Origin of the sequence: Clostridioides sp. ES-S-0108-01, from assembly GCF_020662285.1 — a bacterium.
Classification (GTDB): domain Bacteria; phylum Bacillota; class Clostridia; order Peptostreptococcales; family Peptostreptococcaceae; genus Clostridioides.
Map to the genome: position 1 here is coordinate 34884 of NZ_JADGMN010000007.1, position 21936 is coordinate 56819.

General features: G+C 29.3%; 17 protein-coding genes and 1 pseudogene. 6 read left to right on the plus strand and 12 right to left on the minus strand.

Annotated features, from left to right (window positions below; all coding sequences use genetic code 11):
* Window positions 1–225 precede the first annotated feature (225 nt).
* Together IR152_RS08500 and IR152_RS08505 are read left to right on the plus strand one after the other, a co-directional pair.
* Window positions 226–1134 (plus strand): TetR/AcrR family transcriptional regulator, encoded by a 909-nt coding sequence (locus IR152_RS08500; protein WP_227451363.1) that lies wholly within the window; start codon window positions 226–228, stop codon window positions 1132–1134.
* Window positions 1135–1137: 3 nt separating this feature from the next.
* Window positions 1138–2538 carry an MDR family MFS transporter gene (locus tag IR152_RS08505; RefSeq protein ID WP_227451365.1) on the plus strand — a complete coding sequence of 467 codons (1401 nt, stop codon included), beginning with the start codon at window positions 1138–1140 and terminating at the stop codon, window positions 2536–2538.
* Between the two features lie 242 nt (window positions 2539–2780).
* Here the strand turns inward: IR152_RS08505 and IR152_RS08510 are convergent, their stop codons facing one another.
* The 6 genes from IR152_RS08510 to ilvA form a co-directional block, all read right to left on the minus strand.
* Window positions 2781–4133: a 6-phospho-alpha-glucosidase gene (locus IR152_RS08510; protein WP_227451366.1), complete on the minus strand. Its 1353-nt coding sequence runs from the start codon at window positions 4131–4133 to the stop codon at window positions 2781–2783.
* A gap of 46 nt (window positions 4134–4179) precedes the next feature.
* On the minus strand, window positions 4180–5730 hold the full coding sequence (locus IR152_RS08515) for a PTS transporter subunit EIIC (protein WP_227451367.1): 1551 nt from the start codon (window positions 5728–5730) through the stop codon (window positions 4180–4182).
* Between the two features lie 52 nt (window positions 5731–5782).
* A complete protein-coding gene (locus IR152_RS08520; protein ID WP_227451368.1) occupies window positions 5783–6598 on the minus strand; it encodes a PRD domain-containing protein in 816 nt (271 codons plus the stop codon).
* 20 nt (window positions 6599–6618) lie between these two features.
* Window positions 6619–7101: a PTS glucose transporter subunit IIA gene (locus IR152_RS08525; protein ID WP_227451369.1), complete on the minus strand. Its 483-nt coding sequence runs from the start codon at window positions 7099–7101 to the stop codon at window positions 6619–6621.
* 290 nt (window positions 7102–7391) lie between these two features.
* On the minus strand, window positions 7392–7772 hold the full coding sequence (locus IR152_RS08530) for a RidA family protein (protein WP_003416451.1): 381 nt from the start codon (window positions 7770–7772) through the stop codon (window positions 7392–7394).
* A 94-nt stretch (window positions 7773–7866) separates the two neighbouring features.
* Window positions 7867–9084 carry a threonine ammonia-lyase gene (ilvA, locus tag IR152_RS08535; RefSeq protein ID WP_227451370.1) on the minus strand — a complete coding sequence of 406 codons (1218 nt, stop codon included), beginning with the start codon at window positions 9082–9084 and terminating at the stop codon, window positions 7867–7869.
* A gap of 657 nt (window positions 9085–9741) precedes the next feature.
* Between ilvA and aspD the strand changes: the two genes are divergently transcribed.
* Both aspD and IR152_RS08545 read left to right on the plus strand, forming a co-directional pair.
* Window positions 9742–11370: an aspartate 4-decarboxylase gene (gene aspD / locus IR152_RS08540; protein WP_227451371.1), complete on the plus strand. Its 1629-nt coding sequence runs from the start codon at window positions 9742–9744 to the stop codon at window positions 11368–11370.
* A 120-nt stretch (window positions 11371–11490) separates the two neighbouring features.
* Window positions 11491–12486 carry an asparaginase gene (locus IR152_RS08545; protein WP_227451373.1) on the plus strand — a complete coding sequence of 332 codons (996 nt, stop codon included), beginning with the start codon at window positions 11491–11493 and terminating at the stop codon, window positions 12484–12486.
* A 202-nt stretch (window positions 12487–12688) separates the two neighbouring features.
* Here the strand turns inward: IR152_RS08545 and IR152_RS08550 are convergent.
* From IR152_RS08550 to nadD, 6 genes and pseudogenes are all read right to left on the minus strand, one after another.
* Window positions 12689–12769 (minus strand): annotated as a pseudogene (locus IR152_RS08550) (VOC family protein); the annotation flags it as partial.
* 39 nt (window positions 12770–12808) lie between these two features.
* Window positions 12809–13477, minus strand: coding sequence for a VanZ family protein (locus IR152_RS08555; RefSeq protein WP_227451374.1), 669 nt, complete (start codon window positions 13475–13477; stop codon window positions 12809–12811).
* Window positions 13478–14355: 878 nt separating this feature from the next.
* Entirely contained in the window at window positions 14356–16776 is a 2421-nt protein-coding gene (gene leuS / locus IR152_RS08560; protein WP_227451375.1) for a leucine--tRNA ligase, read from the minus strand.
* Window positions 16777–17128: 352 nt separating this feature from the next.
* The gene (gene rsfS, locus IR152_RS08565; protein WP_227451376.1) at window positions 17129–17479 is read right to left on the minus strand and encodes a ribosome silencing factor; all 351 of its coding nucleotides are present in this window, start codon (window positions 17477–17479) and stop codon (window positions 17129–17131) included.
* A 116-nt stretch (window positions 17480–17595) separates the two neighbouring features.
* Window positions 17596–18168 (minus strand): bis(5'-nucleosyl)-tetraphosphatase (symmetrical) YqeK, encoded by a 573-nt coding sequence (gene yqeK, locus IR152_RS08570; protein WP_227451378.1) that lies wholly within the window; start codon window positions 18166–18168, stop codon window positions 17596–17598.
* Window positions 18169–18858, minus strand: a complete 690-nt coding sequence (gene nadD, locus IR152_RS08575; RefSeq protein WP_003416411.1) for a nicotinate-nucleotide adenylyltransferase — start codon at window positions 18856–18858, stop codon at window positions 18169–18171.
* 275 nt (window positions 18859–19133) lie between these two features.
* Here nadD and recX point away from each other — a divergent pair, with 275 nt between their 5' ends.
* Together recX and IR152_RS08585 are read left to right on the plus strand one after the other, a co-directional pair.
* Window positions 19134–19772 carry a recombination regulator RecX gene (gene recX, locus IR152_RS08580; protein WP_227451380.1) on the plus strand — a complete coding sequence of 213 codons (639 nt, stop codon included), beginning with the start codon at window positions 19134–19136 and terminating at the stop codon, window positions 19770–19772.
* A 151-nt stretch (window positions 19773–19923) separates the two neighbouring features.
* The gene (locus IR152_RS08585) at window positions 19924–21927 is read left to right on the plus strand and encodes an alpha-amylase family glycosyl hydrolase (protein ID WP_227451381.1); all 2004 of its coding nucleotides are present in this window, start codon (window positions 19924–19926) and stop codon (window positions 21925–21927) included.
* The last annotated feature ends 9 nt before the right edge of the window (window positions 21928–21936 follow it).

Consider the following 21936-nt stretch of genomic DNA (forward strand, 5'->3'; position numbering starts at 1 on the left):
AAATTCTAAGACACTTTTTCTCACATTATAATCATACCACTAATTTATTGCAATTTCTTTAAACAATTCTTAAGAAACTCTTAAGTTTCTTCTTTATACGATTAAAAATAACAACAAATTTTTCAAAAATTTCATATTATAGTGCATATATTGATTTTTTTTCCAAATGATGTATAATATATCTATAGAAACTTATAGGTACTATATAGTACTTAATGTTTTTGTATGAAAGGAGATAATAAAGTGACAGACAAACAAAGACTTATTATAACTATTGCACAAAGAATTTTTGACCAAAAAGGTTTTCAAAATACTTCAATACTAGATATTGTAAAAGAGTGTAAAATGTCTAAAGCTACTTTTTATAAGCATTTTGAAACTAAGGAAAGTTTTATCTGCGAAATAATCAATTATTATGATGAAAAGTTTTTAGAAATTATACATTCTATCAATGAAAATAATGACATTCCATCATCTGAGAAGTTAAATAGAAAGATAATCGCTGTATGGGAAAATATTTTTTCTAGAACTACCATAAATACCTATATAAGAGAAAATTTTTCTGAAGTGCAACGTAAGGCTACAAGTAAACTGCAAAAAAAATCCCGAGCTAACTTATTGAATGAATACAAGCTCAGCTTATTCGATAACTATGGGGATAAAATAGAAAACATCATATTTGATTTAGTTTTCTTATTAGATGCTCTAATTCACCAGTTTATATACATTATTCATGTACAAAAAAGAGAAATAAATGTATACTTTATTGCTAAATTTACTATACAAATTCTAGATTTAGTTGTAGAAAATATGGATAATCTAAACCCTTTAATTAAAAAATCAATGTTTTTACATGAACAAGAAGATGAAGCTTACTTTTCCATTCATAATAAATCGCTATTTTTTAAAACGATACAAGATATAGAAGAGCTAATCAAGACGGACACTTATCTCCTTGAAAACCCTAAGTTACTACAAGCAACAAAAAAATTATATATCGAGGGCAAAAATCAGCAATATGATTCTTTAATTATGGATGCAATGATTACATACTTAGAAAAAGAAGACATTTTGAGACCAAAGGTACTTTTATTGAACAGCATTAAAAATCAATTAAAAAAGGAGACGTTATAAATTATGGAAACCCAAAGTAACAATAAAAAAGGAAATTTAATAATAGCAATCGTAATGACTGGTGCTTTTATAAGTTCTCTTAGTCAAACACTATTATCAACAGCATTACCTAATATAATGTCAGATTTTAAAATTACTGCTGATGTCGGTCAGTGGTTAACAACAATTTATCTACTTATTGCAGGTATTATTGTACCCACAACAGCTTATTTAATAAATAGATTTAGTACTAGAAAATTATTCATTACATCAATGACTATATTTTCTCTAGGATGTGTCATTGCACTTTTTTCTAATAGCTTTTCAACTATGCTAGTTGCTCGTGTATTACAAGCAGTAGGTTCTGGTTCTTTAATGCCACTGTTACAGGTCATTATACTCTATTTATGCCCTGTAGAAAAACGTGGTTCAGCTATGAGTTTAGTCGGTATTACAGTAGGATTTGCTCCAGCTATAGGACCAACTTTATCTGGATGGTTGGTAGATTCATTTGGTTGGCATAGTTTATTTTTACTTCTTTCACCTATTGCTATATTAGATGTTATACTTTCATTTATTCTACTAAAAAATGTTGGAGAAGCTCAAAAACTAAAATTAGATATACCTTCAATAATACTATCTTCTCTAGGTTTTGGTGGTTTGTTGATTGGATTTACTAATCAAGGTAATTATGGATGGACTAATATTGCCACATATTTACCAATAATTATAGGAATTATATCATTAATTTTATTTACATTACGTCAATTAAAATCTAAAGAACCATTTTTAGAACTGAGGGTTTTTAAAAACAAACCATTCCTAATTTCTACAGTATTAATTATGATTGTATATGCTTCAATGATGTCTGCTACATTAATGATTCCTCTATACGTTCAATCTGTAAGGGGATTTTCTGCATTATCTTCAGGTTCATTAATGTTACCTGGTGCTATATTGATGGTTGCATTAAATCCAGTTGCAGGTCGTCACTTAGATAAATACGGACCTCAAGCTTTATCAATATTAGGAACTGGCTGTTTATTTTTAGGAACTTTATCTTTTGCTTTTTTAGGTCAAGATACATCTTTAATTCATGTATCACTGATGTATTGTATACGTATGATTGGTATTTCACTAGTTCTAATGCCATTAACTACATGGGGACTTAAAACCCTAGACAGAGAGCTTATTTCTCATGCTACAGCAATCAATAGTACACTCAGACAAATATCCGGCGCTATAGGTTCTGCTGTACTTATTACTATAATGACTGCTGCCACTAAAAAAGCTCATATGAGTTCAGCTATTCTGTCTAACATACACGGAATGGATGTTGCATTTTCAACAGCTGCTACACTTGCATTTATTGGTTTAATTATCTCTATATGTTTTATAAAAGAACATCAAATGGTTAGAAACTAATATAAAAAAGGAGTTGTCATACGAACAATCTAAGTTTGCTCTGTGATAACTCCTTTTCACTTATTTTAACCAGTACATTTTTAATTATTCTATATTTTTCCTATATAGCACCTATATTAAACACTCATTTATCTTTACCATTCCAATCAATAGATATATTGTCATATGTTTGTGAATATATTTTGATAAAAGACTCGCAAAACATACCCAAATATTAAGTAAAAACCTTCTCTTCTACCCTTCTACCTTAGTTCTGGCCAATATTCCTTATTAACTTCTATCATTTCATCCAAAATTTCTTTAGCGACATTCATACTTGGAACAGTTTTATTTAATGTGAATGCTTGTAAAGCTTTTTCATAACTATTTTCAATATAAGCTTCTACTATCAATTTTTCACTGTTGAGTTGTTGCATCATTAATCCTTGTTGGAATAGAGGTATTGGACCTCGAGCAATAACTTCTGGACCATCTTTACCAATGTATGCTGGAATTTCTACCATTGCATCATATGGCATGTTTGGGATAGCTCCACGATTTTCAGTTATAACTAAAAAACGACTACGTGTATCATTTTTAATTGAAACTGCCAAATCACTAATCCAATCTCCATGTGAGCCTGCATAAAATGCTTTTTCAGAAATTTCTCCAGTTTCTAAGTAATGTCTCACACCTTCAAATAAATCTTTTTCACGGCTCTCCATAACTTCATTTGCACGAGTACGATTTATATTTGAATGTTCCACTGTTTCTTTACTTAAAAGATAGTATGTTAAATAAGTGTTTGGCAAATATTTTGGGAAACTTTCTAACATTGTATAAACAGATTCCCAAACATGTATCCAGCTACTTACAGCATGGCGATTTCCTGTACTACGACTTTTATTTAAGTTTTCTATATAAGATTTTGGTAGTAATATTTTATTTTCTTTTATGTATTCCTTAATCTCTTCCATTAAGTCTCTATGTTTATAATCTATTGAAGTAAACCATCCAAAATGATTTAGACCAAAATAATCATAGCGTATATTATGAACGTCATTGATATTTAATGACCCAGCTATCATATCTATAATAGCTATTGGCATATCACAGATATTTATAATCCTTGCCTTTGGTCTTAACTTACGACAAGCTTCAGAAACGATTGCAGCAGGATTAGAGTAATTTAATATCCAGTAATCTTTTTTAGCATATTTTTCTACATCGTCAATAACCTTTATCATTGGTTGTATTGTACGAAGTCCGTATGCCATCCCCCCACAACCACAAGTTTCTTGACCTACACAACCATATTTCAATGGAATTTTTTCATCCTGCTCACGCATTTCGTATTTACCAACACGCATTTGTGCAAATATAAATGTAGCATCTGTATAAGCTTCTTTTTCACAATTAGTTACAGTTAGTTTAATATCTGTTTTAACATCTTCTTTTAATATCCAGTCGACAACTACAGCTACTTTATCTTGACGTTCTTTATCAATATCAAATAAGCGAATTTCATCAAGCTCTAACTCTTTTTCTCTTAATGCAATCGACTTAACAATACCTGGAGTAAATGTACTTCCTCCACCAACAATAGTAATAATCATAATAATTATTCCTCCTCTATAAACTCTATATAAATTATATATATCTTTAATAAGCTTCTAAAAAATCTTCTACTGCACGTCTTACTTCATGCACATGAAGCCCAAAAATTATTTGTATATCTTTTCCTTTCCTTACAATTCCACTGTTTGGTGTTAAGTTAATTATATCTTCATTAATCTTACTTTCATCTTTTACATTAACACGTAATCTAGTGATACAATTTTCTACTGTATTAACATTTTCTTTTCCACCTAACCCATCAATTATATTTTCTATATCTGTATCTAAATTAAGTGGTTTTGATTGTTCTTTGTCTGTAGCTGTACTCTCATCTTCACGACCTGGTGTTTTGTAATTAAATTTCTTAATTAAGAAACTAAATACTACAAAGTATACAATAATTTGTACAAGCCCTAATATCATCATTACTGGCCAGTGTGTTTTTTCTATACCTACTGTAGTATTCATTATAATTGACACTAATAAGTTACCTCCACATAATGCAGTAACATCAAATATTTTTAATAAAGCTATAAAAAGCCCAGCTATAACTGCATGTACAAAGAATAAAAGTGGTGCACAGAATACAAACATAAAATCTAATGGTTCTGTTACAGAGGCTAATACTGCTGTAATTATTAGTGGAATAATCGTTGCCTTGACCTTCTTTTTATTTTGCTTATATGCAGTATAAATAAATGCAGCTCCTATACCTATATAGCCAAACATCTTTGTAAATCCAGTTGCCATGTAGTATATACTATCTGAAAAGCGTTCAACTGGTAAATTCATTTCTGTCATAACTATAGCATAAGCTCCTGAAACTGTATCTGCACCAACTTTAAGTACTCCTCCTAAATCAGAGAATTGAAACGGTGTATAGATTAAATGGTGAAGCCCAGTTGGTACTAATATTCTCTCTAAAAAGCCATATAAGAATAAACCAAATGTACCTGTATCTTTGATGACATTTGCAAGAGAGGCTATTCCTTGTTGGGCTAATGGCCATATGAAGTTACTCACAACGCCAATTAAAATAGATACAAAGAACATACATATAAAACTAAAATTTGCTCCAGAGTATATCTGTAAAGCTCCTTTAAATGTTTTGCTACTTGTACGATTAAATACATATCCAGCTATACACCCTAAAATAATTCCACCAAATACACTTGTGTCTACAACTTGAATACCTAAAATAGTAGCTTGTCCAGTCCCTATCAATCCAAGCATTTTGCTTTCTTTCGCTAGTTGACCTAGTGAGGTCAACATAGTATTAGAAGCTGTAAGGTATATTATATAGCTCATAAACCCTATTAATGCTGCTTTGTGCTTCTCTTTTTTTGCTAGTGCGGCTGGAATACCTATAGCAAATATAACAGCAAGATTATTAATAATAGCCATTATACAGTTATAAATTAAGTTTCCAAATATTTGAATTGGTTCCCATTTAAAAAACGGAAGTACTCCTAATAGCATATCGTTTGTAAGTAGTACCCCTACGACCATTAATATCCCTGCACTTGATAAATACATTAATGGTTGAACCATTGCTTTTGCAAATGTTTCCAATCCTCCAAGTAGTTTCTCTTTCAATCTTATACCCCCCTAAAATCATATATATCTCTATTATTAATTCATTTCATTCCTATAATATTTTTGTTAGGTGTAGTAGTAAATAAATTTTTTCAGGTTTATCTAATTTATATCTAAATTCTTTTTCAATATATACATTTAACTTTTCTAAATATTCTTTATTTTTAGGATGATTGTTAATTAAATAATCATACATCTCAAGCATTTTATCATCCTGACAAATTTCATTCTTAAAAATTCTTTGGGCAAGAAATTTAAGATGAGTTCTAAAACGTAATGTACTTAAACTAGATTCATCTAATTCTAATCCATAACATTCTTTAATCAAATCCACACTACCTTTTACAAATTTTAAAGTATCATATGCCAAATTATCATTTGATTGTAAATTAACAAAATGTAAAGCTATGTAACCTGCTTCATCTTCAGGCAAATGGATATGACATACTTTGTATATAATGTCTAAAGCTTTTACTCCCAATTCAAATTCTTTTGAATACATCATCTTTATATCCAAAAGCATTAAATTAGGTAAAAAAACATTGTTTTTCATCCTATCTATTGCAAAACTAATATGTTCTACTAAAGATAATATTCCTTTATTATTAAACTTCCCCTCATTTCCTGGTATAAGACTTATAATTTGTTGCGAAGCATCCATCACTTCTGGACTAACATTTTTTAACAATTCTAAGAATTTCGTCTGCATATGGTCTTGAACATAATAAATCTTTTCTATTTTATCTTCATTAACTTTATCTCCTGGACGTTTATTAAAACCTATACCAAGACCTAGTAAAATAGCATCTTTTCCGTCGTTAGTTACCGTAGATAGTGCATTATTATTAAAGATTTTTACTACTCTCATATTGAATTAATCCCTTCCTATTATTTCATAATTTCAATAACAGTATCTTGCCCAGCAACAACCTCATTCTCTACTATGCAATTTATTTTCGAGAATTCACTATGGTTTAACACAACCATTATTATTGTACAATCAATTCCCTTAGAATTTATTTTTTCTCTTTCAAAACTTATTATTGGATTACCTTTTTTAACAATATCTCCTTGAGACACTTCATTTTTAAATCCTTCACCCTGTAAATTAACTGTATCAATTCCTATATGGACTAATATTTCAACTCCCTCATCTGAAACCATACCAAATGCATGCTTTGACTCTGTAAGCACAGTTACTTTACCATCACAAGGAGCTACAACAACATCACTATTAGGAATAATTGCAATTCCATCTCCCATTAACTTTTTTGAAAACACGGAATCGTTTACTTTCTCAATATTAATGCTATTACCACTCACTACTGCATGTACTTTATAGTCTTTATTTTTCTTGAAAAAATTTAACACAGTATTTCCTCCTTATTAAATAAATTTTTTAACTTTCAATACAAAAAAGGCATGAATCCTAAAGATAAAAATATCCAAGAACTCATGCCTAATTTAATAGTTACACGTTTCAAATTATATATTCATTATAAAACCTTCTCAAAAATATTGCAATATTTATTTTAATTTTATTTTTTAACTCGACAATATTCATCATAGCTTTTTAAGCTTATGATTTATTTTTTATATAAAAAAAGCTGAATCACTAGAAGATAGTGCTTCAGCCTTTTTAAATTAAAAGTATTGTATTCTTATAATACAGCTATTACTTCTATTTCAACTTTAACGTCTTTTGGTAATCTAGCAACTTCTACACAAGCTCTTGCTGGTTTATTTTCTCCAAAATATTCAGCATAAACTTCGTTTATAGCTCCAAATTCATTCATATCTTTTATAAACACTGTAGTCTTAACTACATTTGAAAAATCAGCTCCGCTTTCAGCTAATATAGCTTTAAGATTTTTTAAAGATTGAGCAGTTTGAGCTTGTACATCTCCTTCAACTACTTCCATAGTCTCTGGTACAAGAGGAACTTGTCCAGATACAAATAATAAATTTCCAGCTTTTATAGCTTGAGAATATGGTCCTAAAGCTGCTGGTGCATCATTAGTATGTATTACTTCATGTTTCATTTTAAAATCCTCCTAATTCGTTAATCTAATACATATAAAATGTATCTTCATACACTATTATACTATTTTTCTTATATATTATATACACTTTTCATTATAATTCTATAATTTTAAAACCTTTTTCTTCTATAGCTTTCTTTATTCTAGCTATATGGTCATAATCTATTGTCTCTAATATAAATTCCGCACTTTGTTTTCCTAGAGCTTCCCCTGCTGATAATTTACCTTGATTAGCACTTAAAATGTTTCCACCATTCTCACTTATTATTCTAGTTAATTCAGCAAAGTTTCCTGGTTTATCTTCCATAATTGTACTAAATGAATATCTTCTTCCTTCTTTAGCTAAAGCAACACCTATTATTCTATATAATGTATTTATGTCTATATTACCACCAGATATTATACAAACTACATTTTCATCTTTTGCTGGTACATACTTACCACTTAATATAGCAGCCGTACATACAGCTCCAGCACCTTCTGAAACTATCTTTTGACTTTCCATCATAAATAATATTGATTCTGCAATTTCTGTCTCTTCAACCACTACTATTTCATCAACTAATTCATTTATTATCTCAAAAGTTAAATCTCCTGGAGTTTTAACAGCTATACCATCAGCTATTGTAGTATCATTAAATGCTGTTGTTACTTTTCCATTTTTTATTGACTCTTTCATTGAAGGTATATTTGCAGTTTGAACACCAACTATTTTTACATTAGGATTTAGAGCTTTTGCTGCAACAGCAACACCAGAGATGATACCTCCTCCACCAACTGGACATAATATAGTATCAACTTTATTGTCTAATTGTTCAAAAATCTCAAGAGATATAGTTCCTTGTCCTGCTATAACATACTTATCATTGAATGGATGTAAGAAAGTTGCTCCTGTTTCTTTTTGTATTTCAACAGCTTTTGCATATGCATCATCATAAACCGTACCATTTAAAACTACTTCTGCTCCATAACCTTTAGTTGCACTAACTTTTGCTAAAGGTGCAGTTGCTGGCATTACTATTGTAGATTTTATACCAGTCATTTTTGCCCCTAATGCAACACCTTGAGCATGATTTCCTGCACTTGAAGCTATAACTCCATTTGCCTTTTCTTCATCTGTTAAACTTGCTATTTTGTTGCAAGCTCCTCTTAATTTAAAAGAACCTGTTTTTTGAAGGTTTTCACATTTATAGAACACCTTCGCACCTGTTTTTTCGCTAAGTTTAACACTTTCAAGTAAATCAGTTTTTTTAACTATGTCTTTAATGGTCTCTCTAGCTTTTTTTACATCTGTTAAGGTAACATTTATCATTTTATTCCACTCCCGTAAATCCAATTTTTGTTTATTACTTTCTATATAATTCTATATCTTTTTTTTTGAAAAATCAACATGTAAACGATTTTTATAATTTTTTAATTAATCACAAAAAACCTAAAAATACAACAATTGAATACAATAAATATGTATCTTCAATTAATTTAAATTACATTAAATGATAATATAAAAATATTTTTTACATTTTTATCAAAATAACAATATATACTTTATTATTTTTATTAAAATTTGCATTTTATATTATTTTATTTATTCAAAATCTATTTTTTTAACTTTATTTAACATTATTAAGGTTAACAAAATAATAAAATATACGTCTTACTAAACAACTTCAATATAAAAGAAAGTTTTACTTTATTTTTATTCAAAATTAAAAAACTATACATATATAATAAAATACAATAAAAAACTAAGATGCTAATTAAATTGAAGATTTATTTTATATAGCAATCATTTTTTATTAAAAAGTATTTTTTATTTTAATACATATTTAATAAGGTTAAATACAGCTATTATTTTAATTTCATACTTTACTTTTTCTATAAACCTATTATAATTAAAGTATAATCATTTTGCCAACTTGTTTATTTTATTATAAAAATGTGAAACTTATTACATAAGGAGGAATTTAAAATGAAAAATCATACTTATAAAGAAATCAAAAACATATATGGAAAAATAAGCCCTTTTGAATTTAAGGACAAATTAATAGATATCGCAAAATACACCGCAAAAGAAAATAACAGGGAATTACTTGATGCAGGTCGTGGAAATCCAAACTGGACTTGTTCAACTGCTAGAGAAGCATTTTTTACTTTTGGTCACTTTGCCATTACTGAAACTCGTTCTAATTGGGATTTAGGTCACTTGGCTGGAATGCCTCAAAAAAAGGGTATTAAAGAAAGATTTTTTAAATTTATAAATGAAAATATAGATATGCCAGGAGCATATTTAGCTAGAGATATTATAAACTTTGGTATAAACGAACTTGGATTTGATGGAGATGAATTTGTTCATGAACTAGCTGATGGAATTATTGGTGATAATTATCCACTTCCAGATAGAATGTTACCTCATATGGAAAAAATAGTACACGATTACCTAGTTCAAGAAATGAAATACGATATATCAGGTAAATATGGTGATGTAGAGATTTTTGCTGTTGAAGGTGCTACAGCTGCTATGTGTTATATATTTGATTCATTAATGGCAAATGAACTTTTAAAAAAGGGTGATACCATAGCCTTAATGACTCCAATATTTACACCTTATCTTGAAATACCTAATCTTCCTCGTTATGACTTTAAAGTTGTAAATATAAATGCTAATGAAGTTGACGAAAAAGGTGCTCATACATGGCAGTATACTAAAAAAGAATTAGAGAAACTTCGTGACAAATCTATTAAAGCTTTATTCGTTGTTAACCCTAATAACCCTGCATCTATAGCTATGGATGAGACATCTTGTAATAATCTAATAGATGTAATTGAAAATTATAATAAGGATTTAATGATAATATCGGATGATGTCTATGGAACTTTTGTAGAAGATTTTTCATCATTGATGTCAAAACTACCTTACAACACTGTTGGAGTTTATTCTTATTCAAAATATTTTGGAGTTACAGGATGGAGACTTGGTACATTTGCACTTCATAAGAAAAATGTTTTTGATAAGAAAATAAATGATTTAACTGGAGAGCTAAAAAAATCTGTTGATAAGCGTTACAGTGATATGAGTCTTAATCCTTCTAGTCTTTCATTTATGGAAAGAGTTGTTGCTGATAGTAGACTTGTTGCTCTTAACCATACTGCTGGTCTTTCTACTCCACAGCAAGTACAAATGGCATTTTTCTCTGCCTTTGCATTGATTGACAAAGTTGATGCTTACAAAAAACTCAATATGAGTATCTGCCATAGACGTCAAAAACTATTATTTGAAGCTTTAGAACTTCCAATTAATGAAAATAAAAATAATGCTGCATATTATACTCAGTTTGATATTGAAGAATGGGCTAAATTAAACTACGGAGAAGATTTATTTAAATTTATAAGTAAGAATGCATCTCCTGTAGATGTCCTTTATAAATTAGCTAATGACTATTCAGTAGTTTTACTAAGTGGAAATGGATTCTATGGCCCTGAATGGTCAATTAGAATATCTCTAGCAAATTTATATGATGAAGCTTACACTAAGATAGGAAAAGCCATAAGAAAAATACTAAATGGTTATATTGTTGAATGGCAAAAAATTAAGAAATAATTATATTACACTGAAATATCTAAATTATATGAATAAAAGAGTTTAGGTAGACCTTAACTACTTTTTTTGATATAATCCTATCGGAATTATAAATTTTATTTATGAAAGGCAGAGAATAGTATGAGTATTAAGAAAAAAGTTGCCATAGTTTTTACTGGTGGAACTATATCTATGACAGTAGATGATAAAGTCGGAGCTGCTATACCAACTTTATCAGGTGAACAAATATTATCAATGGTTACCAACATTGATAAAGTTGCAGATGTTGAAGTTTTTAACTTTGATGAAATTCCAGGACCTCATATAACACCTTATAGAATGATGGAATTAAAAAATTATGTAAATGATTTATTAGCAAGAGAAGATATTACAGGAGTTGTAATAACACATGGTACAGATAGTTTAGAAGAAACAGCTTATTTTCTAGACCTTACAATTGACAATATCAAACCTGTAATAGTGACAGGTGCTATGAGAAGTAGCTCTGAACTTGGATATGATGGTTCAAGTAATTTATCTGCATCAGTTTGTACTGCAGTATCCAAAGATGCTATGGGCAAAGGTGTCCTTGTAGTTTTAAATAATGAAGTATTGTTAGCTTCTGAAGCTACTAAAACAAATACTCTTTCTCTAAATACATTTAAATCTCTAACTAGTGGCCCATTGGGAATAATTGACTGCAATGAACTTGTCCTTACAAGAGATATTGTAAATAGAACAATTATAGATACTGATAAGGTAGAATCTAAAGTTGCTTTATTTAAAGCATATGTAGGAGAAAATGCTGACTTTATAAGATTTGCTGTTGATAGTGGATATAAGGGTATAGTTATTGAGGCAATGGGTAGAGGTAATGTTCCTCCTCAAATGCTTTCTGGAGTTGAATATGCTAGAGAAAAAGGACTTCCTGTTGTTATCGTTTCTAGATGCCATTCAGGTAGAGTGTTCGATAGTTATGGTTACTTTGGTTCTGGTAGAGATTTAAAAAATCTTGGATGTATATTTGGTGGAGACCTTCCAGGTCAAAAAGCTAGAATAAAACTTATCTTAGCACTTGGAAAAACTGATAACCTTGATGAAATCAAAGACTTCTTTGAAAAAGGAATCTATTGTTAAACAAAATAGCTTCTATTTAATTATTTAGTTCAGTTTACAAGAAACTACACACAAACCATAAAATGGGATGTTGACAACATAACAGACAGTATGCTCCTGTAAAAGGTAACATACTGTCTGTTATATTGTCTGGATTTCTAAATGGTCACCCTTTGACACACGACTTTGCTATCTCCTTGGTAAACTGGAAGTTTGTAATCTAAAATCCTAATCCATCTCTATAAAATTTAATTGACTTCTCCATACTTTTTACGCCTAAATATATAAAAGTAATTTTATTCACTTAATGACCTCCATAATTCCCAAATTAGCTATTTGGAACTTAACTAAAAAATCCCAATATAAGGGCAACTATTATAATGGCAATCGGAATACATACTGTGTAATCCTGTTCCATAGAGTCATCATCTGAATGTAGTTTTACAATTCGCAATTTAGCAATCAGTTTGAAGCAGAAATAGCCTATTATTGTTCCAATTACATTCGTGAGTAAGTCGTCTATATCGGTTGCTCTGTGTAACGTAAAAAGCTGAATAGTTTCGATAAAGAGAGATAATCCAAAACCAATCAAGAATGTATTTCTCAAACGTTCAAAAGTTTTGCTGATAAGCGGACATAAAAAACCTAATGGGACAAAAAGTAAAATATTCAAAATAAAGCTCAAACTAAATCCATCACTAAAAGGAATAAGATTTATGTTTGGATTAAAGAACGTTTCTCCTAACTGTGAAAGTCTTATACATTCACTGAGTGTAGGGATACCAACAATATGCGATAGTGCTACACATAAGTAATAATACATTGCCAGTGATAAAATAGATGTTTTGACCTTTGGAATATCACTATTTTTCTTGAATATTACAACTAAGGAAATACCAATCAAGATAGTTCCCAACAAGAAAATAGGATTAATTAACAATAAATCTTTGATAGCTTCAAACAGACTGAGTTGAATTTCTACACCTGATTGATTATTTGATACAATCTCCATTTGTACATACCTCCTCATAACATTTCAATTATTTCTAAAAAACAAAATAGCAGATAAATCTTAAAATCATTCTATCAAAATTTTTAAAATTACCTTTAGCATTTTATACCATCAGTTAATTCCTGTCTTACTTCTGTATGGTATTCTGGGGATTCTTTCATCAAATTAGAAAAAAATGGTCACCATATCAATAAACTGGTTACGCTCCATATCTCCCAAAGCAACCATATTCTGAGAATAAATCCGTATCAGATTTATCAGGCGTTGGAAGTTTTTATGCTCCATAAGACGGTTGAGAATCTCCACATCTACTGCACCTATCACAAGTTCTTTGATAACATTCTCAGACAATCCCAACTTGGATATATCAAGACACCCATTAGAATAACGCTGCTGACCATCCTTGTTTTCCTGCTGATAATTTTAATCAACTGGGAAGTGGAAACGCCTATCTTTTTTGCAAGTTCCTTTTTAGAAATATGGTAGCTATTATATGAATCTGAATTTCGTTGTCTGGGTGTTTCAGATAAAGCCATAGATACGCACCTTTTTTGTCTATTTTTATTATATAAAAAAACTTTCAAAAATACAATAATTATATTTTTTCGTCTAAACTTAGAGTAGTTCCTCTATGAACAACACTTTAGAAACTGAATGATTTACATACCACTTAATACATTAACGCGATTTAATATTAATTATAATAATGTTTAAAACAACAATTAAGGTGTATAAGAATGAACTTTTTAGTTCTTTAATCATTTTTTGTATAAAATCAAATCTATTTTCATGATTTCAACAATGAAAAAAAGGCTTATCTCTATTTTGAGACAGCCTCATTTATTTTATAAATTTATATTTTTGTTTATATTTTTGAGTTATTTAACAACTACATTTACTAATTTTTTAGGTACAGCTATAACTTTAACTATAGTTTTACCTTCAACTAATCCTTTTATTTTTTCATCTTCTAAAGCTACTTTTTCCATCTCTTCTTTAGATATATTTGAGTTAACAGTTAATTTTCCTCTAACTTTTCCATTGACTTGTACAACAACCTCTATTTCATCTTTTACTAAAGCTTTTTCATCATATTTAGGCCAGTCTATATCAAATACACTTCCCTCTTTACCTATCATAGTCCATAATTCTTCACCTAAATGAGGTGCAAATGGTGCAATTATAGTTACTATAGTTTGTACACCTTCTTTTATAACTGCTTCGTTTATATTATCCAACTCTTTATATTTATACATATCATTTATTAATTCCATAAGAGCTGATATAGCAGTATTAAATCCGAATTTTTCACTCAAATCAGCAGTAACTTTTTTAAGTGTAGAATGTATAGTATATCTCATATCTTTATCTTGAGAATTTAATTCTCCAAACTCTACATCCTTTTTAACCACATCTGCTAACTCATCAACCAATCTATAAACTCTATTTAAGAATCTAAAACATCCATCGACACCTTGCTCTGACCAGTCTAAATCTCTTTCTGGTGGTGCTGCAAATAATACGAAAAGTCTTGCAGTATCTGCTCCATACTCATCTATTATATCTATAGGAGATACTGTGTTACCTTTAGACTTACTCATTTTAGAACCATCCATAAGAACCATTCCTTGAGTAAGTAAGTTTTTAAATGGCTCATCGAAGTCTACCATACCCATGCTCTTAAATGCTTTTACAAACCATCTTGCATAAAGTAAGTGCATTATAGCATGTTCTACTCCACCTATATACTGGTCTACTGGATGCCATCTATTAACTAATTCTTTACTAAATGGTTCATTTTCATTATTACTATCCACATATCTTAAGAAATACCAAGAAGAATCAACAAATGTATCCATAGTATCAACTTCTCTTCTAGCTGGTTTTCCACAATGAGGACAAGTTGTTGACATAAATTTTTTTGAAGTAGTAAGTGGAGATTCTCCTTTTCCAGTAAATTCAACATCTGTTGGTAAAAGAACTGGTAAATCTTCCTTCTTAACTGGAACTATTCCACATTCATCACAATAAACTACAGGTATAGGACAACCCCAGTATCTTTGTCTTGAAACTAACCAGTCTCTTAATCTATAATTAATTGTTCTCTTTCCTCTACCTTCTTTTTCTAACTTATTTATTATTCCTTCAAATCCTTCTGAAGCATCTAATCCATTAAACTCTTCTGAGTTTATCATTTTGTTATCTTCTGTTATTACATCAATTATGTCTAAGTTGTATTTTTCAGCAAAATCTCTATCTCTTTCATCATGTGCAGGAACTGCCATTATAGCACCTGTTCCATACTCAACTAATACATAGTTAGCTATCCATAAAGGAACTTTCTTTCCATTTAAAGGATTTATAACATATCTACCTATAAACATTCCTTCTTTTTCTACATCAGCTGCTGTTCTTTCTATTTCTGTCATAGTGTGCATTTTTTGAACAAAAGCTTCAACATCTGCTTCATATTCAGTACCTGAAACCAATTCTTTAACTAGTTCATGCTCTGGAGCAAGTACCATATAAGTAACTCCATAAGTTGTATCTGGTCTAGTTGTAAATACTGTCATAGATTTATCAGTTCCATCTATATCAAAAACTAAATCTGCTCCTGTACTTTTACCTATCCAATTTTTTTGCATTATTTTAACTTTTTCTGGCCATCCATCTAATGTATCTAAATCATTAAGTAATTCTTCTGCAAATTCAGTAGTCTTAAAATACCATTGTTCTAAGTCTTTCTTTAGTACTGTTGCTTTACATCTTTCACATGCTCCTTGAACAACTTGCTCATTTGCAAGAACAGTTTCACAAGAAGGACACCAGTTAACATAAGATTTCTTCTTGTATGCAAGTCCATGCTCTAAAAACTTCAAAAATATTTCTTGAGTGAATCTATAGTACTCTGGAGTTGAAGTTGCAACTTCCTTATCCCAATCATAACTAAGCCCTAATAAATTTAATTGCTCTTTCATTTCTTCTATATTTTCCATTGTCCATTTATGTGGATGTATTCCATGTTTTATAGCTGCATTTTCAGCTGGTAAACCAAAAGAATCCCATCCCATTGGATGAAGTACATTATACCCTTCCATTTTTTTGAATCTTGCAACAACATCACCTATAGAATAATTTCTAACATGTCCCATATGTATCTTTCCAGATGGATAAGGGAACATTTCTAGTGTATAATAATTAGGTTTTTCAGTTTGTGCAGTATCCATTTTATATTGGTTATTGTCTTTCCAAATTTTTTGCCATTTCGACTCTACTTCTTTAAAATTATATACGCTCATATTTTACCTCCTATTTTTAGTTGTGTATAATTACCTTATTTAGTATTATTTACTTATAATTTCCAAATAATTCTTTGAAAATAAAAAATCCTCGTCACTAAACTTGCGTTTAGGGACGAGGATAAATCTTCGCGGTACCACCCTAATTAGCCTACATTAATATAGACCCTCTTAGATAGCTTTTAATCCAGCTATGGAGAATAGATTTTAATCTAGTAAGTTCAAAGTTATATAATATTAGTTCTCACCTACCACTAACTCTCTGAAAAAATATAATCTTTTACTGCTCTAGTCTATTCAATTTAATATAATTTTTTAAATTTTCTAATTATAATAACATATATTATCATGTTTATGCTAATGTGTCAACATCTATATAAGGAGCATCTTTCCATAATTTTTCTAAATTATAAAACCCTCTATTTTCCTCATTAAATACATGAACCATTATGTCTCCATAATCAAGAAGCACCCAAGTTTGAGTTCCATGTCCTTCTTTGCCTCTTGGCTCTAATCCTAGTTTTGCTAATTCATCTTCCACATTATCAGCAATAGCTTTTACCTGTCTCTGAGAAGATGCTGTAGTAATAATAAAATAATCACACAAACTAGAAACTTTTCCTATATTTATTATAACTGTATCTTGACCCAATTTATCTTCTATGGCATCATATGCTATTTTTGTCATTTGTTCCACTGTCATATAAAAATTCCTCACTTTCCTAATTAAAGTACACTTAGTTATTGTAACATATTAATACGATTTTGTAACATAGTCAACTTTAAATTTATTAATATGTTTACCTTTATATAGGTTTTTTATAATAACTTTTCTTTAAGTAGATAGTTTCTTGCCATAACTGTTCTTGGATGTATCTCTTCTTTTTTATTGATGACAAATATTAAAGTATTATTAAAAGAAGTTAAAAGTGCTTCATCAAGCTTACCTCCATATGCTAATTCTCTTAATGTATCTACAACCGGGAATTTTCTCCCTTCTTCAATTAAATCAGCTATGTAAATTATTTTTTCTAAAAGAGACATATCCTCTCTTCCTGTTGTATGATATTTGATTGCATTTATAATATCTTCATCTTCTACTTCAAACTCATACTCGCATATGTACGCCCCAATTACACTATGAGACAATGAACGGTTTCCATCCTCTATTGGGTCTAAATATATTTCATACTTATTGACATAATCCTCTATTTCCTTGTCACTTAAATACTTTGCACAATCATGAATCATTCCTGCTAAGTAAGCTTTTTCTTTGTCACATCCATAAATCTCACATAATTTTTCAGCACATTTTGCAACATTTTTTGAGTGGCTAAGCCTCCCCATTGGTAGCATTTGATTTAGTCTCTGGTTAATGTTCTCTAAGTTCATTTAATCATCTCCATATTGATATAGTTTATTTTCATATAAATAATTTTCTACATTTTCGGGTACTAAGTAACGTATTGACTTGCCTTCATTTAGCTGTTCCCTTATATATGTGGACGATATATCCAGTGATGGAACATAAACTGTTATAATGTCAGCATTATACTTTTTAGTTAGTTTTTCTATAGTCTCTTGTGACCTTAACAAACTAATTCCTGGTCTAGTTGCAGCTATAAAAGTAGCTAACTCAAAGTTTTTCTTTACATCTTTCCACTCTTCAACACTACAAATCGCATCTGCGCCTGTTATAAAATAAATGTCTGCATTTTTGTATTTCTTCTTTAAGTATTTTAATGTATCTATTGTATAAGTCCTTTTTTTTCTTTCGATTTCTACTTTTGAAACTAAAAAATCTTCGTTGCTTTCAGTTGCTAGAAGTGTCATATTATATCTATCATACTTGTCTGTAGTGATACATAATTTATGTGGTGGATTTCCTGATGGTATAAAGATAATTTTGTCAATGTCATACTTGTCTCTAATAAATTCTGCTGTTGCTAAATGAGCATAGTGTATAGGGTCAAAAGTACCTCCCAATATACCTATTTTAATTTTGCCTTTATGGCGATTAAATTTCTCTAGTTTTTCAGTATTTTTCAACTCTGCCATCTTAACTAGATTTTCACTTCTCATATTTTGTCTCCTTTTAATGTTATAATACTATTGTACCATTATTTTTTATTTCTTAAAGCTTATAATTTGTTTTTTGGGGTATATAATTATATTTATATGCTAAAAAATACTTTAAAAAATAATTATTTAACATGACTTTACTTTACTTTTTAATAAAAATAACTTTTTACTATTTTGTCTTAATTTTGATAAAATATAACATATAAATATAAGTTTTTTGTTAAATTTGATTAGTTACTTTTGTTAATATAATTACACATAAAAAAGGAGGATTTATGAGTATAATTACAAAAATAGAACAACAAAAAAGAAAGGATGATAGAGTTAATATTTATGTAGATGATAAATTTTTTATTGCTATATTTAAAGAACTTGTTTATACATTTAATTTAAAAAAAGGGGATGAAATAAATGAGGAGGAATTAAAAACCATTTTAGATGATGAAATGTATATAAAAGCTAAAAATAAAGCACTAAATATTTTATCCCATGCCGACCAATCTGAAAAAAAAATAAAAGAAAAGCTATCATCAGAATTTGATGAAAACATAATCGAGAGGGTTATAGATTTTCTTAAAAGTTATAATCTAGTAAATGATAGTGTCCTAGCCCAAAAAATAGTTAACACAAATGTTAACTTAAATAAATGTGGCAAAAATAGAATTAAGCAAAACCTATATAATAAAGGTATAAATAAAAGTACAATCAATGAAGCAGTGTCTGAATTAGATAAGGATACTGAATTTGAAAATGCTATGTATCTAGCAAAAAAAAGATTTGAAAGGGTAAAGAAAGAAGATAAAAAGAAAATATATCAAAAAATTTCTCAACATCTTTCCTATAAAGGCTTTGATTATGATATTATTAAAAGAGTTTTAAACAAACTTTTAAATTTTGATGAATACGATATATAAGTATAAATACTAAGGAGGTAAATTATGAAAATAATCATTGGTAGCTTAAGCTTTTTATTAGGATTATATAATATATATCAGTTATACAGAGAAGATAGTATGAGATAAATATTATTTTTAGATATAATATTTATTATGGAGGAGAAATACAATGAAAAGTCAAAAAAAATTTAAAATTTTAGATATTGATGTATACCTACAACCATTTGAATCTGATATAAAAAAGCGAATGAAACATTATGAAGATATGAAATCAAAAATATTGACAAACTATAAGAATTTTAGTTCTTTTGCAAATGCTCATCTTTACTATGGATTTCATCAAACAAATGATGGATGGTTCTATAGAGAATGGGCTCCAAATGCAGATAGTTTATCATTAATTGGTGACTTTAATAATTGGAATAGAAAATCTCATCTTCTAAAAAAAATTGGTTCTGGTAATTGGGAAATATTTATTCCTGGTCAAAATAGCTTACCTCACAAATCAGAGGTAAAGCTACAAGTTACTGCAAACGGAAAAACATTTGACCGTATACCATTATATATAAAAAGAGTAATTCAAAAAGATTTTGGTGGATTTAATGGACAAATATGGCAACCAAAGACTCCATTTATCTGGACTGACAATGATTTTGACTTAAAAAACATAACTTCTCCACTAATCTATGAATGTCATATAGGTATGTCTACTGAAAGCGAATCTATTGGAACTTATAATGAATTTACTGAAAAAATACTTCCTAAGATAAAAAAAGCTGGCTACAATACCATTCAGCTTATGGCTATTATGGAGCATCCATATTATGCATCTTTTGGATACCAAGTTTCAAACTTTTATGCAATATCCTCTAGGTTTGGTACTCCTGAGGACTTAAAAAATCTCATAAATACTGCTCATTCTATGGGGATTGCTGTTTTATTAGATTTAGTTCATTCTCATGCTGTAAAGAATACTTTAGAGGGAATAAATGAGTTTGATGGAAGTGAACATCAATTCTTCCATTCAGGTTCAAAGGGAAATCATCCTGCTTGGGGTACAAAGCTCTTTAACTATGGTAAACCTGAGGTAATACATTTTTTGCTTTCAAATATAAAATTTTGGTTACATGAGTACCATTTTGATGGTTTTAGGTTTGATGGTGTAACTTCAATGTTATATCATAACCACGGTCTTGGAGTTTCATTTGATAGTTATGAAAAATATTTTAGTATGAATACAGATATTGAAGCTATAACATATCTCCAATTTGCAAATGAATTGATAAAAGAAATTAAACCTAATTCAATAAGTATCGCAGAAGATATGAGCGGAATGCCCGGTATGTGTATACCTATAAAAGATGGCGGAATTGGATTTGACTATAGACTTGCAATGGGAGTGCCTGATTTTTGGATAAAAACTATTTCTAACTTATCTGATGAAAACTGGGATTTGGGTAAAATGTGGTATGAGCTTACAACTAGACGTCCTGGTGAAAAAAATATAGGTTATTGTGAATCTCATGACCAAGCGTTAGTTGGTGACAAAACAATTATTTTTTGGTTAGCTGACAAGGAAATGTACTGGAACATGGAAATAAACTCAAATAATCATGTTATAAATAGAGCTATCTCTCTAGTTAAACTAATTAAATTAATAACTTTTTCTCTAGCAGGTGAAGGGTATCTAAATTTTATGGGAAATGAATTTGGGCATCCTGAGTGGATTGATTTTCCACGAGAAGGCAATAATTGGAGCTATAAGTATGCCAGAAGACAATGGAGCCTTTCAGAAGATAATAATTTAAAATATAAACAATTATTAAATTTTGATAAATCTATGCTTGAACTTACAAAATACAGTGATATTTTTATCCAAAATAGTCATGAACTTATACATATGGATAATGATAAAAAGATTTTGGTGTACAGTAAGGGCAAATATTTATTTATATTTAATTTCCACCCTAATCTAATACAATCAGTTGATATTTCAAAGTTTCAAAATACAAACTACAAAACGATATTAAATACTGATATGGTAGAGTTTGGAGGAAAAACAAAAAAAGAAAACTTAAGAGATTATGATGTATACTTTAGCTCAACTCCTCCTTCTTCTAAAATGCCTATTGCCTCTCGTACAGCAATAGTACTTTTAGATAATGGCATTTAAATATGAGCC

Coding starts and splice junctions, on each gene's coding strand:
- IR152_RS08500 (WP_227451363.1), top strand. CDS start 226: ATGAAAGGAGATAATAAAGTGACAGACAAACAAAGACTTATTATAACT.
- IR152_RS08505 (WP_227451365.1), top strand. CDS start 1,138: ATGGAAACCCAAAGTAACAATAAAAAAGGAAATTTAATAATAGCAATC.
- IR152_RS08510 (WP_227451366.1), bottom strand. CDS start 4,133: ATGATTATTACTATTGTTGGTGGAGGAAGTACATTTACTCCAGGTATT.
- IR152_RS08520 (WP_227451368.1), bottom strand. CDS start 6,598: ATGAGAGTAGTAAAAATCTTTAATAATAATGCACTATCTACGGTAACT.
- IR152_RS08530 (WP_003416451.1), bottom strand. CDS start 7,772: ATGAAACATGAAGTAATACATACTAATGATGCACCAGCAGCTTTAGGA.
- ilvA (WP_227451370.1), bottom strand. CDS start 9,084: ATGATAAATGTTACCTTAACAGATGTAAAAAAAGCTAGAGAGACCATT.
- aspD (WP_227451371.1), top strand. CDS start 9,742: ATGAAAAATCATACTTATAAAGAAATCAAAAACATATATGGAAAAATA.
- IR152_RS08545 (WP_227451373.1), top strand. CDS start 11,491: ATGAGTATTAAGAAAAAAGTTGCCATAGTTTTTACTGGTGGAACTATA.
- IR152_RS08555 (WP_227451374.1), bottom strand. CDS start 13,477: ATGGAGATTGTATCAAATAATCAATCAGGTGTAGAAATTCAACTCAGT.
- leuS (WP_227451375.1), bottom strand. CDS start 16,776: ATGAGCGTATATAATTTTAAAGAAGTAGAGTCGAAATGGCAAAAAATT.
- rsfS (WP_227451376.1), bottom strand. CDS start 17,479: ATGACAGTGGAACAAATGACAAAAATAGCATATGATGCCATAGAAGAT.
- yqeK (WP_227451378.1), bottom strand. CDS start 18,168: ATGAACTTAGAGAACATTAACCAGAGACTAAATCAAATGCTACCAATG.
- nadD (WP_003416411.1), bottom strand. CDS start 18,858: ATGAGAAGTGAAAATCTAGTTAAGATGGCAGAGTTGAAAAATACTGAA.
- recX (WP_227451380.1), top strand. CDS start 19,134: ATGAGTATAATTACAAAAATAGAACAACAAAAAAGAAAGGATGATAGA.
- IR152_RS08585 (WP_227451381.1), top strand. CDS start 19,924: ATGAAAAGTCAAAAAAAATTTAAAATTTTAGATATTGATGTATACCTA.